Here is a 15,856-nt window from a genome sequence, read left to right on the forward strand (position 1 = left end):
GTGGTCTTCGTGACCGTCGTGGGACCCTTTGGGCTCAGCGTGCAGGACCGCGATCTGACCCGCGACGTCCAGGCCGGGATGGACGCGGTGGAGGTCGCGCTCGCCGAGGCAGTGAAGAGCGACGTCCCGTTCATCACGGTCACCGCCAGCCACCTCATGGCCGCCGGCGGCAAGCGGTTCCGCCCGCTGCTGGTGCTGCTCGCCGCCCAGTTCGGCGACGCCAACGCCCCCGGTGTCGTCCCGGCCGCCGTCGTCGTCGAGCTCACCCACCTCGCCACGCTCTACCACGACGACGTCATGGACGAGGCCCCGGTGCGCCGCGGCGCCGCCAGCGCCAACTCGCGCTGGGACAACTCGGTCGCCATCCTCACCGGCGACTTCCTCTTCTCCCGCGCCTCGCAGGTGCTCGCGGACCTCGGCCCCGAGGCGGTCCGCGTCCAGGCCGACGCCTTCGAGCGGCTGGTCACCGGTCAGATCCTGGAGACGGTCGGCCCGGCCGCGGACGCCGACCCGCTCCGCCACTACCTCGACGTACTGGCCGGCAAGACCGGTTCGCTGATCGCCGTCGCCTGCCGGATAGGAGCATTGCTGGCCGGTGCCGAACCCTGGGTGATCGACACCCTCAGCGCCTACGGCGAGCGCATCGGCATCGCCTTCCAGCTGGCCGACGACGTCCTGGACATCGCCAGCGACGGCCACGAGTCCGGCAAGACCCCCGGCACCGACCTGCGCGAGGGCGTGCCGACCCTGCCGACCCTGCTGCTGCGCCAGATGCCGGCCGACGGCGCCGACCCGTCCGACGCACGACTGCGCGAGCTGCTCAACCGCGACCTCAGCGGTGACGACGAGCTGCACGCCGAGGCGCTGCGGCTGCTGCGCCGCCACCCGGCGCTGGAGCGCGCGCGCCGGGAGACGCTGCGGCACGCCGAGGAGGCCCGCGCGCTGCTCGACCCGCTGCCGGACGGCCCGGCCAAGGAAGCGCTCCAGGCGCTCTGCGACTCGGTGGCCATCCGCACCATGTGAGGCCGGTGCGGGCTTGCCCGTACGGCCGGCGTCCGTTGCCCCCGCGGTCGGCGCGAATTCCCGACCGGCCGCCCCGGGGCGCGCGCGGATGGGGGAGACTGACCTTCGTCAGCTCCGCCCGCACTTCGCCCATCCGGAAGGCCGCCATGCTTCGCGTCGTCATCGCCGAGGACTCCGTACTTCTGCGGGAGGGCCTGACCCGGCTGCTCACCGACCGCGGCCTGGAGGTCGTGGCGGGCGTCGGGGACGGCGACGCCCTGATCAAGACCGTCCACGACCTCGCCGCCGCCGACGCGCTGCCGGACGTGGTGGTCTCCGACGTCCGGATGCCGCCCGACCACACCGACGAGGGCCTGCGCGCCTGTGTCACGCTCCGTGGTCTCTACCCGGCCCTGGGCGTGCTGGTGCTGTCGCAGTTCGTCGAGGAGCGCTACGCCTCCGAACTGCTGGCCGGATCCACCCGGGGCGTCGGCTACCTGCTGAAGGACCGGGTCGCCGAGGTCCGCGAGTTCGTCGACGCGGTGGTCCGGGTGGCCGAGGGCGGAACCGCCCTGGACCCCGAGGTCGTGCAGCAGCTGCTCAGCCGCAGCCGCAAGGGCGACGTGCTGGCCGGGCTGACGCCCCGCGAGCGCGAGGTGTTGGGGCTGATGGCCGAGGGGCGGACCAACACCGCAGTGGCGAAGCAGCTGGTCGTGTCGGAGGGGGCGGTGGAGAAGCACGTCAGCAACATCTTCCTCAAGCTCGGCCTCGCGCAGAGCCCCGGCGATCACCGCCGCGTGCTGGCGGTGCTCACTTATCTGAATTCCTGAATGGGCCGCCCCCCGGCCGGGTGTGCATTCTCGAACATTTTGTTGGCATTCGAACCGACCTTCTCCGTCCGGGCACGGGCCGGGCCGCCCCCTGTGTTGTACCGGTATGCGGCGGTGATTTTCCGCCGCATCGGGTAGTTCCGTCCCAGGCAATCCTTACCCGCATAGGATGCGAGAGGTGCACCAGGCGGACGGGGCACACGGCTCACGCCCGCGGCTGGTGCCCACGAGGAGGTCCGCGGCAGTGACCAGTCAGGTCGATCAGTCAGAAGCAGTGGACGGCTCGGACGGCGACGAGGGCCGGTCCGGGCCCGGCGGTGGCCGCTCCGGCGGTGCCGTGCCGGTCGGTCCACAGCCCGGGCGCGCCAAGCCGATCCGCAAGTTGGACCGGGTGATCATCAGATTCGCCGGAGACTCCGGCGACGGAATGCAGCTCACCGGCGACCGTTTCACCTCCGAGACGGCGTCCTTCGGCAACGACCTCTCCACCCTGCCCAACTTCCCGGCCGAGATCCGCGCACCCGCCGGAACCCTGCCGGGCGTCTCGTCCTTCCAGCTCCACTTCGCCGACCACGACATCCTGACCCCCGGGGACGCGCCCAACGTCCTGGTGGCGATGAACCCGGCCGCGCTCAAGGCCAACCTGGCGGACCTCCCGCGCGGCGCGGAGATCATCGTCAACACCGACGAGTTCACCAAGCGCGCGCTGGCCAAGGTCGGTTACGGGGCGGACCCGCTGGACGACGGCTCGCTGGAGGCCTACCACCTGCACAAGGTGCCGCTCACCACGCTCACCCTGGAGGCGCTCAAGGACAGCGGACTGGCCCGCAAGGACGCCGAACGGGCGAAGAACATGTTCGCGCTCGGCCTGCTCTCCTGGATGTACCACCGGCCGACGCACAACACCGAGACCTTCCTCCGCAGCAAGTTCGCCAAGAAGCCCCTGATCGCCGAGGCCAACATCGTCGCCTTCCGGGCCGGGTGGAACTTCGGCGAGACGACCGAGTCGTTCGCGGTCTCCTACGAGGTGTCGCCGGCCAAGCTGCCGCCCGGCCGCTACCGCAACATCTCCGGGAACCTGGCCCTGTCCTACGGACTGATCGCCGCCGCCCGGCGCTCCGGGCTGCCGCTCTACCTGGGCTCGTACCCGATCACCCCGGCCTCGGACATCCTGCACGAGCTCAGCAGGCACAAGAACTACGACGTGCGCACCTTCCAGGCCGAGGACGAGATCGCCGGCATCGGTGCGGCGCTCGGTGCGGCCTTCGGCGGTGCGCTCGGCGTGACCACCACGTCCGGCCCGGGTGTGGCGCTGAAGAGCGAGACCATCGGCCTGGCCGTCTCGCTCGAACTGCCCCTGCTGGTGGTCGACATCCAGCGTGGCGGGCCGTCCACCGGCCTGCCGACCAAGACCGAGCAGGCCGACCTGCTGCAGGCGATGTTCGGCCGCAACGGCGAGGCCCCGGTGCCGATCGTGGCCCCGGCCACCCCGGCCGAGTGCTTCGACGCGGCGCTGGAGGCGGCCCGGATCGCGGTCACCTACCGCACCCCCGTCTTCCTCCTGTCGGACGGCTACCTGGCCAACGGATCCGAGCCCTGGCGGATCCCGGAGGTCGACGAACTTCCCGAGATCGCACCGGACTTCGCCACCGGCCCGAATCGCGAGGACGGCACCTTCTGGCCGTACCTGCGCGATCCGCAGACGCTGGCCCGGCCGTGGGCGGTCCCCGGAACGCCCGGTCTGGAGCACCGGATCGGTGGCATCGAGAAGCAGGACGGCACCGGCAACATCTCCTACGACCCGGCCAACCACGACTTCATGGTCCGCACCCGCCAGGCCAAGGTGGACGGCATCACCGTCCCCGAGGCCGAGGTCGACGACCCGTCCGGCGAGGCCCGGGTGCTGGTCATCGGCTGGGGTTCGACCTACGGCCCGATCACGGCGGCGGTCCGCCGGGTCCGGGCGGACGGCGGCGAGATCGCCCAGACGCACCTGCGCAACCTCAACCCCTTCCCCGCCAACCTCGGCACGGTGCTGCGGAGTTACGACAAGATCATCGTTCCGGAGATGAACCTCGGCCAGCTGGCGCTGCTGCTGCGCGCCAAGTACCTGGTGGACGCCCAGTCCTACAACCAGGTGCGTGGACTTCCGTTCAAGGCGGCCCAGTTGGCGGACGTGCTGTGGGCGGCTATCGGCAACCTGGACGAGGAGGACAACCGATGACCAGGCAGTTCCCCTCGTTGAAGTTGGTGCCGAAGGCCGACGCGCCGCAGACCGCCAAGGAGTTCAAGACCGACCAGGAGGTGCGCTGGTGCCCCGGGTGCGGTGACTACGCGATCCTGGCCGCGGTACAGGCGTTCATGCCGGAGCTGGGGATCAGACGGGAGAACACCGTCTTCGTCTCCGGTATCGGCTGCTCGTCCCGCTTCCCGTACTACATGAACACCTACGGGGTGCACTCGATCCACGGCCGCGCGCCGGCGATCGCCACCGGGCTGGCCTCCTCCCGGCGCGACCTCAGCGTCTGGGTGGTGACCGGCGACGGTGACGCGCTCTCGATCGGCGGCAACCATCTGATCCACGCGCTGCGCCGGAACGTGAATCTGAAGATCCTGCTGTTCAACAACCGCATCTACGGACTGACCAAGGGGCAGTACTCGCCCACCAGCGAGCTCGGCAAGATCACCAAATCCACGCCGATGGGTTCGCTGGACGCCCCGTTCAACCCGCTCTCCCTGGCGATCGGTGCGGAGGCGAGCTTCGTCGCCCGCACCATCGACTCCGACCGCCAGCACCTCCAGTCGGTGCTGCGGGCGGCGGCCGAGCACGAGGGCACGGCTCTGGTCGAGATCTACCAGAACTGCAACATCTTCAACGACGGCGCCTTCGAGGTGCTGAAGGAGGCCGGCACCCGTGACGAGGCGCTGATCCGCCTGGAGGACGGACAGCCGATCCGCTTCGGCACCGACCGTGCCCAGGGCGTCTTCCGCGGTGCCGACGGCGAGCTGTTCGTCGACGCCGTCACCGCCTCCAACGAGTCCGCCGTCCTGGTCCACGACGCCCACGCCGCCAGTCCGGCCACGGCGTTCGCGCTCTCCCGGATCGCCGATGCGGACACCCTGCACCACACCCCGATCGGTGTGCTGCGGAGTGTCCGCCGCCCCGTGTACGACGAACTGATGACCAGCCAGCTGGTCGCCGCAGCCGCCCAGCAGGGCCCGGGCGACCTCGCCGCACTGCTCGCCGGCAACGACACCTGGACGGTCGACTGAGCGCGGGCCCCGCATGACGGAGCGACGCCCCCGGCCGTCCGGCCGGGGGCGTCGCTCCGTCATGCGGCCGGAAGGCGGCCCGTCACGACTGTTCCGCCCACTCCACGAGCTGGATCACCACCCCGTTCGGGTCGGTGACCTGGAACAGCTTCTCGCCCCACGGCTCCTCGCGCAGGGCCATGGTGATCTCCGCGCCCTCGGCCCGCAGCCGGGCCTCCTCGGCGGCCACGTCGGTGACCACGAAGGCCAGGATCAGTCCGGCGGCGACCTGGTCGCGGAAGCCCTCCGGCAGCACCTCGATCCCGCGCCGCAGGAAGACCACGTTCAGCCCGGCGTCCTCCCGCCCGAGGGAGACGAACCCGTCCGACGCCATCTGCTCGGTGAACCCGAAGTGCTTCCGGAGGAACGACGCCGAGGCGTCCACGTCCTCGACGGTGAGCGAAACGGCGGAGGAGGTGATCTGCATGCTGGTCCCTCTCGTCGGCGATTATCCCGCACGCAGTACACTATACATAGTACGGAGAATTGCGCAAGGGCCGCCCCGGGCCGCCCAGGCTCGATCGGGAGGCCGGTCCCGGAGCGGGCGCGCCCGGCCGGGTCGGCCGGGGCGGGCTGGGTCGGCCGGCTGGGGCCGGGGCGGGCCGTCGGGGCGGGCCGCCGGGTTACGGCCGGCGGTCCGAGGCCCCGTCGAGCCCCGGCAGCGGGTCCTGGTCGACGTCGTGGCGGGCGACGCGATCCGCCGGGTCCCGGCATTCGGGGCCGAGGCGGAGGATGCGGGACTCGGGGTCGTGCAGGGGGCGGTGGCAGCGGCGGCAGGTGACCCGGGGGCGGACGAGGCCGGGGGTGTCGGTGAGCGGGAGGGGTTCGGGGGCGCGGTCGGTCATGGGGGCGACGGTAGCCCGGCGGCCGGGGCGGCGGGCGTGAAAGGATCGGCGCATGGCCAGTGACCGCAGCAGCGCAGGTGACCCGGCGCGGACCCTCGCGCTGCTCTGGGGCGTGACGGCGGAGGAGCGGCCCGGCCGCCGCGGGCCGCGTCAGGCGAAGTCCCCGGTGGAGATCGCGGCCGCGGCGATCGCGATCGCCGACGCCGAGGGCGTGGACGCCGTCACGATGCGGCGGGTCTCCCAGGACCTCGGGGTCTCGCCGATGGCGCTGTACACCTACGTACCGGGCAAGGCCGAGCTGCTCGACCTGATGCTGGACACCGTCTACGCGGCCATGCCCCGGAGCGTCCCCGCCGACGCGGGCTGGCGGTCGCGGGTCACCGCCGTCGCCGAGGACAACCGCGCGCTGCACCGGGCCCACCCGTGGACGGTGGCGGTCGCCACCAGCCGCCCGCCGCTCGGGCCGGGGCTGATGGCCAAGTACGAGTACGAGCTGGGGGCCCTGGCCGGAACCGGGCTGCCGGACGTCGAGCTGGACGCCGCGCTGACGCACCTGCTGGGCTTCGTCGAGACCTGCGCCCGGATGGCCGCCGACGGGCGGGCCGCGCGGCAGGAGAGCGCGATGTCCGACGCCCAGTGGTGGACCGCCAACGCCGCGCTGCTGGCCCGGGTCTTCGACGCCGAGCGGTATCCGGTGGCGGCCCGGGTGGGGAGCGCCGCCGGCGAGGCGTACGGCGGCGCGTACAACCCGGACCACGCGTACGCCTTCGGGCTGGCCCGGGTGCTGGACGGGCTGGCGGCGCTGATCGAGGAGCGTCGCGAGGGCTGAGCCCGCAGGCTCAGCGCCCGCGTGCGTCGTACTCGTCGCGGGCGGCCAGGACGGCGCCCACCCGCGCCTCCGACCAGTGCGCCAGGCCGGCGACCAGTCGGGCGGCCTCCCGGCCGAGCGGGGTCAGGCTGTAGTCGACCCGGGGCGGGATGACCGGGTGCGCCTCGCGCAGGACGAAGCCGTCGCGCTCCAGGGTCTGCAGGGTCTGCGCGAGCATCTTCTCGCTCACCCCGGAGATCCGGCGGCGCAGTTCGCTGAAGCGGTAGCCGCGTTCGTCGAGCGCACCCAGGACCAGCACGCCCCACCGGCTGGTGACGTGCTCCAGCACGCCCCGGGACGGGCACATGCGGTCGAAGACGTCGGCCGGGGGCAGGGCGCGGTGCGGCGTGGCGAGTGGTCCGGCCAGGGGCTCGGCCAGGGGCTCGGCCGGAGGTCCGGCCGCGGTGCGGGCGTCGGTGGAGTTCATTACCTGCATGTCAGTACCCTACTTTGAAGTGCGTACTTACGAAAGGTTAGTGCCGCCCCTAGAGTGAGTGTCGAAGGCAGAAGTTCAACGGGCAACCACCACAGGGAGCAGCATCATGTACGTCGTCACCGGTGCCACCGGACAGCTCGGCCGCCTCGTCGTCGAGGGCCTGCTGGCCAAGGTCCCCGCGAGCGAGGTGGCGGTGGCCGTCCGTTCCGCGGAGAAGGCCGCGGACCTCGCGGAGCGCGGCGTGGCCGTCCGGGTGGTCGACTACAACCGGCCGGAGAGCCTGGAGAGCGCCTTCGCGGCCGGCGACCGGGTGCTGCTGATCTCGGGCAGCGAGGTCGGCCACCGGATCCCGCAGCACACCGCCGTCGTCGAGGCGGCGCGCGCCGCCGGTGTCGCGCTGTTCGCCTACACCAGCGCGCCGGGCGTGGCCACCTTCAAGCTGGCCGACGAGCACAAGGCCACCGAGGCGGTCATCCGCGAGTCCGGACTCCCGTTCGCCCTCCTCCGCAACGGCTGGTACACCGAGAACTACCTGGGCGACGCGGCCGGCACGGCCGAGCGCGGCGTGGTGGTCGGCAGCGCGGGTGAGGGCCGGATCGCCTCCGCCCCGCGCCGGGACTACGCCGACGCCGCGGTGGCCGTCCTCACCGGCGAGGGCCACGAGAACGCGGTGTACGAGCTCAGCGGCGACGTCGCGTGGAGCCTCCCGGAGCTGGCGGCCGAGCTGGCGCAGGTCTCGGGCAAGCCGGTCGAGCACCGTGACGTGACCCCCGCCGAGCACCTCGCCGTGCTGGTCGGCGCCGGGCTGCCGGAGGGCTTCGCCGGGATCCTGGTCGACGTGGACGCCGGCATCGCGCGTGGCGAGCTGGCCGGCACCCCGGGCGACCTGGCCCGGCTGATCGGTCGTCCGACCGCCCCGCTGGCGGAGAGCGTGAAGGTGGCGCTCGGGGCCTGAGCCCTTCGCGCGGGCGCCCGCCCCGGGCGCCCGCCCGTCGCACCGGGTGGCCAGGTGAGCGGGCGGCTGCGATGCTGCGCCGCCGTGCCCCCGTCGCGACGACTGTCATGACCAAAATCCGAATACGGAGATGACAGCCTGCCCCCGTGCCCGCTACCGTCGCCTCGACACAGGCGCGCGCGGAGAGCAGGCGGTCCATGCCAGAGACAACCCAGCAGGAAGCCGGCCGAGGGCTCTGGTTCGGCGTCGCGGCGTACGGGATCTGGGGGCTCTTCCCGCTGTTCTGGCCGCTGCTGGAGCCCGGTGCCGCCGACGACATCCTCGCCAACCGGATGGTCTGGTCACTGGTCGCGGTGGTGCTCCTGCTCCTGGTCCAGCGCCACTGGGGCTGGATACGCCCGCTGCTGGGCCAGCCCCGCCGGCTCGCCATGCTGGGCGGGGCCGCCGTGGTGATCTCGGTCAACTGGGGCGTCTACATCTGGGCCGTCAACGCCGGTCACGTGGTGGAGACCAGCCTCGGCTACTTCATCAACCCGCTGGTCACCATCGCCTTCGGCGTGCTGGTGCTCAAGGAGCGGCTGCGCAGGGCGCAGTGGGTCGCGGTGGGCATCGGCGCGCTCGCGGTGGCGGTGCTGACCGTCGGGTACGGGCGCCTGCCGTGGATCGCGCTGACCCTGGCGCTCTCCTTCGCCACCTACGGCCTGCTGAAGAAGACGGTCGGGCTGAGCGGCTTGGAGAGCCTGGCGGCGGAGAGCGCCTTCATGTTCCCCTTCGCGCTCGGCTACCTGGTGTACCTGCAGGTCAGTGGCCGTGGCACCTTCGGGCACACGGTCGCCGGCTCGTTCGGCTGGGGTCACTCGGGGCTGCTGGTGCTCAGCGGGGTGATCACCGCGATCCCGTTGCTCTGCTTCGGTGCGGCAGCGGTCCGGGTGCCCCTGACCGTGCTCGGGCTGCTGCAGTACCTGGCGCCGATGTTCCAGTTCCTGATCGGTGTCACGGTCTTCCACGAGTCCATGCCGCCCGCCCGCTGGGCCGGGTTCGCCCTGGTGTGGGCCGCGCTCGCGGTGCTCACCTGGGACGCCCTGCGGCGCGTCCGGGCGGACCGGACGGACCGGGCCGCCGCCCAGGCCCGGACGGCGGCCGCCGCGGCCGCCTCCGCAGCCGTGGCCCCGGCCGACGCGGTGCCCTCCGGCACGACGCCGACCACCGGGCCCGCCCGGGCCACCACCGGCTGAGCCCGGTCACCCGCCGAACGGGGCGGCCGCGCCCTCGGCCCCGTCCCGAGGCCGTCCCGCGAGCGGCCCGGTCCCTCGTGACCGGGCCCCGCGACCCCCGCCGCCGGGCCCGCCACCGCCACCGTCCGCCGAGCGGACCGGTCCCGGCGCCGGTCCGGCCCCTTCAGGCCGTGATGTCCCGCGCGGTGAACCGGGACCACGCGGCCGAACCGAACACCGCCACGTAGCCGGCCTGCAGCCCGAGGTTCTTCAGCACGCCGTCCCAGTACATCGGCTCCCGCAGCAGGTCGCCGAAGGTGAGCCAGTGGTGGGTGAAGAGGAACGGCTGGATCGCGTGCAGCTGCGGGAAGCTGTCCAGGATCTGCACGGTGATCACCAGTCCGACGGTCGCCGCCATCGCCGCGATGCCGCTGCCGGTGAGCGTCGAGACGAACAGCCCGATCGCGACCAGCCCGGCCAGCGAGGCGGCCACCACGGCCGCCACCAGGACCGCCCGCAGCAGTGCGGAGCCCAGGCCGATCGTCTCCCCGGAGATCAGCGTGACGTCGCCGACCGGGAACAGCGCCGCCCCGGTGGCCACGGCCGCGAGCGCCACCGTCACGGTGGCCGCCAGGCAGAAGACCAGTCCGGCGGTGAACTTGGCGGCCAGCAGCCGGGTCCGCCCGGCCGGGGCGACCAGCAGGTAGCGCAGGGTGCCGGTGGCGGACTCACCGGCCACCGAGTCCCCGGCGACCACGCCGACCGTCATCGGCAGGAAGACCGGCAGGGCCACGGCGAGCGCCGTGAACACCAGGAACAGCCCGTTCTGGGTGACCTGCGCGATGAAGGCCGGACCCTCGCCGCCGCGCGGCCCGTCCGTCTCGATCCTGACGACCGTGCCGATCAGGATCGGCAGCACCGCCAGGATCCCCAGCAGCACGATGGTCCGCACCCGGCGGAAGGTCAGCACCAGCTCGCTGCGGAACAGCGCCAGGAACCCGGCCGCCGTCTGCGGCCGCCGCCCGGGCGCCGGTCGCACCGCAGCCGCCGCGACACCGGACACCGGAGTCCCCGGAGCCGGTGCCCCGGACGGCACAGCCGCTGCCTTCTCCGGCACCTCAGCCCGCGACATCGAAGCCCTCCCCGGTCAGCGCCACGAAGGCGTCCTCCAACGTGCCCCGCTCCACCCCGAAGCCGTGCACCCGCACCTCGGCCGCGACGAGCGCCGCGCAGAGACCGGGCAGCGCGTCCTCGGCCAGGGTGCCCAGCTCGCCGTCGACCCGTTCCTCGCCGACCTGCACGCCGGCGACCTCGTGCGCGAGCAGCACCTCGGCCGCCCGGTGGGTGTCCGGGGTCCGGACCACCAGCCGGCCCCGGGCCCGGGCGGCGAGTTCGGCGACGGTGCCCTGCACCACCAGCCGGCCGCGCGACATCACCGCCGCGTGCGTGCAGACCTGCTCGATCTCGTCCAGCAGGTGGGAGGAGAGGAAGACGGTCGTCCCCTCCGCCGCGACCTCCCGGATCAGCGCGCGGATCTCCCGCATGCCCTGCGGGTCCAGGCCGTTGGTCGGTTCGTCCAGGACGAGCAGCTCGCGCGGCTGGAGCAGGGCGGCCGCCAGGCCGAGCCGCTGCTTCATGCCCAGGGAGTAGGCCCGGGCCTTCTTGCCGGCGGCGGCGGTCAGGCCGACCCGGTCCAGCGCCTCGGTCACCCGCTGCGCCCGGGTCCGCGGGTCGGCGGTCGGATCGGCCGCGTCGAACCGGGCCAGGTTGTCCCGGCCGGAGAGGAAGCCGTAGAGCGCCGGTCCCTCGATCAGCGCGCCGACCCGGGGGAGCACGGTGGAGACCGACTGCGGCATCGACTCGCCGAGCACGGTCGCCACGCCGGAGCTGGGGGAGATCAGGCCCATCAGCATCCGGATGGTGGTGGTCTTGCCGGAGCCGTTGGGTCCGAGGAAGCCGAAGACCGACCCCCGGGGGACGGTCAGGTCCAGCCCGTCCACGGCGAGCTGGCCGCCACGGAACCGCTTGGTCAGCCCCCTGGCTCTGATCACGTCGTCGGAGGAGGCGGAGGACGCGGGAGAGGAGGAGTGCGTCGATGTCGTCGATGTCGCGGAGGGCGAAGCGGCAACGGGGGCCGGGCGCGTCGTCGCGCCCCGGCCCCCGGCCGGCTCCGTAACGTCCCCCGTTACCGGAGCCTGGGTCACTTACTTCACCCCGGCCGCACTCTGCAGCACCGGCAGGGTCACCGCGCCCGCGAAGACCCGGCCGTCGTCGGTGACCAGCACGTTCAGCACCTTGGTGCTGATCAGCGATCCCCCGGCGACGGGCTTGCCGAGCGACTTGACCAGCGCCAGCGGGTTCTGCGCGTTGCCCTCGCTGGCGCCCGGCCCGCGCCCGCCCTTGCCGCGCGGGCCCCTGCCCTCGGCCGGGACGAACACGTCGCCGCTGGGCAGCGCGGCGGAGAGCACCGCGGTCCAGCCCTCGCCGACCACGTTCAGGCCCTCCGCGGCGGCCTTCGCCCCGGGCGGGACCTCGGCCTTCGCGTCCGCGCCCGTCCGGTCCTCCGACGCCTTCTTCTCCGTCACCTTGGCGCCCTTGGGCACGGTGAACTCGAAGGTCTTGGCGGCGGGCCTGGCGAACGACACGTCGGTGAAGTGGACGTCCAGCACGGTGCTGCCGTCGGAGCCCCTGACCACCACGGCCAGCGGGACGCCGTTGTCGGCGGCCACCGCGATCCGCACCTCGCCGATGGTCGAGCCGGGCTGGGTGGGCTTCACGCTCAGCTGGTACGCCTTCTGCCCGGCCACGCTCGCGGTGCCGTCCACGGCCACGGCGGTGGTGCCCGCGCTCGCGGTGAGGAACAGCCGGGCCGCCTCCTGCGGGGTGGTCGGTGCCCCGGTCAGCGGCGTCCTGGCCTCGTGGCCGGCTCCCGGCTGCCCGGCCGGGCCGTCGGACCGGACCCCGCTCAGGTGGACCGCCTCGTTGGTGGCGCTGTCCCAGGCCCAGGCCTGGTCGCCGTTGCGGACCAGCTCGTACCCGGAGAGGTGCTCCAGGAGGCCGATCCGCTGCTTGTCCGGACCGTCGACCGCGACCCGCAGCGTGTGCTCACCGCCCAGCAGACCGGTCAGCTTGGACTCCGGCGAGGCCCCCGACGACTTGCCGCCACCGGGGCCGCCCGAGCCGATCCCGCCGGCCGCGGCGCCGAGCAGCTGGCTCGGCACGCCCAGGTCGGCCGAGACCGACACGGTGCCGGAGAGCGTCTCGGCCTGCGAGCCGAGGGCCTTCGCCACCACCTGTTCCGCCGTCAGCGTCGGAAGGTCCGGGGGCGAGGAGTCCGCCAGCGCCGGCCCCAGCCCCACACCGGCGGCGATCGTGGCGGCCACCGCCAGCGGAACCGCCACCCTGATCATCGTCCGGCGGCCCGACCGGTACGGCACGCCCTCCCGGAGCCCGTCCTGGAAGTCGTCCCGGAACCCGTCCGCCGAACCACCCACCGCGGTCGTCCTGTCGTCCGTCATCGCGTCCAACCCCTCCGTCAGTGACCGACTGTCCCTGTGTCTCCATTAGACGTCCCCGGACCGTTTCCGTCATCGCCCTGCAGGGCCAGATCCGGGTCGGTCTCGCGGCGCAGCCGACCCTGACAGCACCTCAGGGTCGGCTCCTCCGAACGTACGAGGAACGTGCGGGAACTGGCGTAGGGTCGCGAGCATGGACGCAACCAACATCCCGACCGCCAACGCGATGCGGCGAGCCCTGCGGCGGGCCCGGGACGGTGTCGCGCTCGACGCGACCGAGGCGGCGGTACTCCTCCGGGCCAGGGGCGAGGACCTGCGCGACCTCTGTGCGAGCGCCGCCCGGGTGCGCGACGCGGGCCTCGAAGCGACCGGCCGCCCCGGCGTCATCACCTACTCCAAGAGCGTGTTCATCCCGCTCACCCGGCTCTGCCGGGACAAGTGCCACTACTGCACCTTCGTGACCGTCCCCGGCAAGCTCCGCCGGGCCGGCCACGGGATGTTCATGTCCCCGGACGAGGTGCTGGAGGTCGCCCGCCGGGGCGCCGAGCTCGGGTGCAAGGAAGCGCTGATCACCCTCGGCGACAAGCCGGAGGACCGCTGGCCGGAGGCCCGCGAGTGGCTCGACGCGCACGGCTACGACGACACCATCGCCTACGTCCGCGCGATGTCGATCCGTATCCTGGAGGAGACCGGTCTGCTCCCGCACCTCAACCCCGGGGTGCTGAGCTGGACCGACTTCCAGCGGCTCAAGCCGGTCTCGGCCTCGATGGGCATGATGCTGGAGACCACCGCCACCCGGCTCTGGAGCGAGCCCGGCGGCCCGCACCACGGTTCGCCCGACAAGGAGCCGGCCGTCCGGCTGCGGGTGCTGGAGGACGCGGGCCGCAGCTCGGTGCCGTTCACCAGCGGCCTGCTGATCGGCATCGGCGAGACGTACGAGGAGCGCGCCGAGTCGCTGTTCGCGCTGCGCCGCGTCTCCCGGGCCTACCACGGCATCCAGGAGCTGATCCTGCAGAACTTCCGCGCCAAGCCGGACACCGCGATGCGCGGGATGCCGGACGCGGAGCTGGACGAGCTGGTCGCCACCGTCGCGGTGGCCCGGCACATCATGGGCCCGTCCGCCTGCCTCCAGGCCCCGCCGAACCTGGTGGACGGCGAGTACGAGCGGCTGATCGGCGCCGGCATCGACGACTGGGGCGGCGTCTCGCCGCTGACCCCCGACCACGTCAACCCCGAGCGTCCCTGGCCCCAGATCGAGAAGCTCGCCGAGCACGCGGCGGCGGCCGGCTTCGAGCTGCGCGAGCGCCTCGCCGTCTACCCCGAGTACGTGCGGCACGGCGAGCCCTGGCTCGACCCCCGGGTGCTGCCGCACGTCCGGGCGCTGGCCGACCCGGACACCGGCCTGGCCCGCCCGGACGCGGTGGTCACCGGGCTTCCCTGGCAGGAGCCGGAGGACCTGCCGGAGTCGTACGGGCGCACCGACCTGCACACCGCCGTCGACAGGGAGGGCCGGACCGGCGACCGCCGGGCCGACTTCGAGGACGTCTACGGCGACTGGGAGGTACTGCGCGAGCAGGCGGCCTCCGTCCCCGGGCCGGCCGGGGCGCCGGAGCGCCTCGACGCCGACGTCCGGGCGGCCCTCGCGGTGGCCGCCGACGACCCGACCGGGCTGACGGACGCGCAGGCGCTGGCCCTGTTCCACGCGGACGGCCCGGCGCTGGACGCGCTCTGCCGGATCGCCGACGCGGTGCGCCGCGACACGGTCGGGGACGAGGTCACCTACTGCGTCACCCGGAACATCAACTTCACCAACGTCTGCTACACCGGCTGCCGGTTCTGCGCCTTCGCCCAGCGCCGCACCGACGCGGACGCGTACAGCCTCTCGCTGGACCAGGTGGCCGACCGGGCCGCCCAGGCCTGGGAGGTGGGCGCCACCGAGGTCTGCATGCAGGGCGGCATCCACCCGGACCTGCCCGGCACCGCCTACTTCGACATCGCGCGCGCGGTGAAGGAACGGGTCCCCGGCATCCACGTGCACGCGTTCTCGCCGATGGAGGTGGTCAACGGCGCCACCCGGACCGGCCTCTCGATCCGCGACTGGCTGCAGCGGGCCCAGGAGTCCGGTCTGGACACCATCCCGGGCACGGCCGCCGAGATCCTGGACGACGAGGTCCGCTGGGTGCTCACCAAGGGCAAGCTGCCGGCCGCGACCTGGGTGGAGGTCGTCAGCACCGCGCACGAGCTGGGGATCCGCTCCTCGTCCACGATGATGTACGGGCACGTGGACACCCCGGCGCACTGGCTCGGCCACCTGCGGCTGCTCGCCGGGATCCAGCAGCGGACCGGCGGCTTCACCGAGTTCGTGACGCTGCCGTTCATCCACACCAACGCCCCGGTCTACCTGGCCGGCATCGCGCGGCCGGGCCCCACCGCCCGGGACAACCGGGCGGTGGTCGCGATGGCCCGGCTGCTGCTCCACCCGCACATCCCCAACATCCAGACCAGCTGGGTGAAGCTGGGCGCGGAGGGCGCGGCCGAGATGCTCCGCTCGGGCGCCAACGACCTTGGCGGCACGCTGATGGAGGAGACCATCTCGCGGATGGCCGGCTCGGCGTACGGCAGCTACAAGTCGGTCCGGGACCTCCAGGCGATCGCCGAGGCGGTCGGCCGCCCGCACCGGCAGCGCACCACGACCTACGGCGAGGTGCCGGCCGAGCGGCGGGCCGCCGCGCTCGCCTCGGACGGGCACCTTCCCGAGCTGCTGCCGCTGGTGGACTGACGGCCGAACCGTCCGGGGCCGTCCGGGCCCGTCCGGCCCGCCGTCCGCCTCGCGTCGGGCGGCGGGCATTCTCGGACAGTCGGACGGGGGCCGGAGGTCC

14 protein-coding genes are annotated in these 15,856 nt (G+C 73.2%); 8 read left to right on the plus strand and 6 right to left on the minus strand.

Translation table 11 applies throughout. The annotated features are described in order from the left end of the window. Positions 1-9: 9 nt before the first annotated feature. From PUR56_RS42760 to PUR56_RS42775, 4 genes are all read left to right on the plus strand, one after another. A complete protein-coding gene (locus PUR56_RS42760) occupies positions 10-1,023 on the plus strand; it encodes a polyprenyl synthetase family protein (protein ID WP_329883303.1) in 1,014 nt (337 codons plus the stop codon). 146 nt (positions 1,024-1,169) lie between these two features. After that, the gene (locus tag PUR56_RS42765) at positions 1,170-1,832 is read left to right on the plus strand and encodes a response regulator transcription factor (protein WP_329952976.1); all 663 of its coding nucleotides are present in this window, start codon (positions 1,170-1,172) and stop codon (positions 1,830-1,832) included. A gap of 244 nt (positions 1,833-2,076) precedes the next feature. Next, on the plus strand, positions 2,077-4,056 hold the full coding sequence (locus PUR56_RS42770) for a 2-oxoacid:acceptor oxidoreductase subunit alpha (RefSeq protein ID WP_329883305.1): 1,980 nt from the start codon (positions 2,077-2,079) through the stop codon (positions 4,054-4,056). After that, entirely contained in the window at positions 4,053-5,105 is a 1,053-nt protein-coding gene (locus tag PUR56_RS42775) for a thiamine pyrophosphate-dependent enzyme (RefSeq protein ID WP_329883306.1), read from the plus strand. Before PUR56_RS42770 ends, PUR56_RS42775 begins: the two co-directional genes overlap by 4 nt. An 82-nt stretch (positions 5,106-5,187) precedes the next feature. On the opposite strand, the gene PUR56_RS42780 is transcribed toward PUR56_RS42775, so the two are convergent. Together PUR56_RS42780 and PUR56_RS42785 are read right to left on the minus strand one after the other, a co-directional pair. Beyond that, on the minus strand, positions 5,188-5,571 hold the full coding sequence (locus PUR56_RS42780; protein WP_329883307.1) for a VOC family protein: 384 nt from the start codon (positions 5,569-5,571) through the stop codon (positions 5,188-5,190). Positions 5,572-5,767: 196 nt separating this feature from the next. After that, positions 5,768-5,989 (minus strand): DUF6011 domain-containing protein, encoded by a 222-nt coding sequence (locus PUR56_RS42785; RefSeq protein ID WP_329883308.1) that lies wholly within the window; start codon positions 5,987-5,989, stop codon positions 5,768-5,770. 52 nt (positions 5,990-6,041) lie between these two features. On the opposite strand from PUR56_RS42785, the gene PUR56_RS42790 reads away from it, so the two are divergent. Next, positions 6,042-6,818 (plus strand): TetR/AcrR family transcriptional regulator C-terminal domain-containing protein, encoded by a 777-nt coding sequence (locus PUR56_RS42790; protein WP_329952977.1) that lies wholly within the window; start codon positions 6,042-6,044, stop codon positions 6,816-6,818. 10 nt (positions 6,819-6,828) lie between these two features. Here PUR56_RS42790 and PUR56_RS42795 read toward each other — a convergent pair whose 3' ends face one another. After that, complete coding sequence (locus tag PUR56_RS42795) at positions 6,829-7,164, minus strand: winged helix-turn-helix transcriptional regulator (RefSeq protein WP_329883368.1); 336 nt, start codon at positions 7,162-7,164, stop codon at positions 6,829-6,831. Between the two features lie 232 nt (positions 7,165-7,396). Between PUR56_RS42795 and PUR56_RS42800 the strand changes: the two genes are divergently transcribed. Beyond that, positions 7,397-8,248, plus strand: a complete 852-nt coding sequence (locus PUR56_RS42800; protein WP_329883369.1) for an SDR family oxidoreductase — start codon at positions 7,397-7,399, stop codon at positions 8,246-8,248. Between the two features lie 197 nt (positions 8,249-8,445). Next, positions 8,446-9,483, plus strand: a complete 1,038-nt coding sequence (gene rarD, locus PUR56_RS42805; RefSeq protein WP_329952978.1) for an EamA family transporter RarD — start codon at positions 8,446-8,448, stop codon at positions 9,481-9,483. 163 nt (positions 9,484-9,646) lie between these two features. On the opposite strand, the gene PUR56_RS42810 is transcribed toward rarD, so the two are convergent. From PUR56_RS42810 to PUR56_RS42820, 3 genes are all read right to left on the minus strand, one after another. Further along, positions 9,647-10,594: an ABC transporter permease gene (locus tag PUR56_RS42810; RefSeq protein ID WP_443034639.1), complete on the minus strand. Its 948-nt coding sequence runs from the start codon at positions 10,592-10,594 to the stop codon at positions 9,647-9,649. Then, positions 10,581-11,513, minus strand: coding sequence for an ABC transporter ATP-binding protein (locus tag PUR56_RS42815; RefSeq protein WP_329883312.1), 933 nt, complete (start codon positions 11,511-11,513; stop codon positions 10,581-10,583). The genes PUR56_RS42810 and PUR56_RS42815 overlap by 14 nt, the downstream gene beginning before the upstream one ends. A 153-nt stretch (positions 11,514-11,666) precedes the next feature. Beyond that, entirely contained in the window at positions 11,667-12,980 is a 1,314-nt protein-coding gene (locus PUR56_RS42820; RefSeq protein WP_329952979.1) for a LolA family protein, read from the minus strand. Positions 12,981-13,170: 190 nt separating this feature from the next. Here PUR56_RS42820 and PUR56_RS42825 point away from each other — a divergent pair, with 190 nt between their 5' ends. Then, complete coding sequence (locus tag PUR56_RS42825) at positions 13,171-15,756, plus strand: bifunctional FO biosynthesis protein CofGH (protein WP_329883314.1); 2,586 nt, start codon at positions 13,171-13,173, stop codon at positions 15,754-15,756. Positions 15,757-15,856 lie beyond the last annotated feature (100 nt).

The organism is Streptomyces sp. BE303 (genome assembly GCF_036290945.1).
GTDB lineage: Bacteria > Actinomycetota > Actinomycetes > Streptomycetales > Streptomycetaceae > Kitasatospora.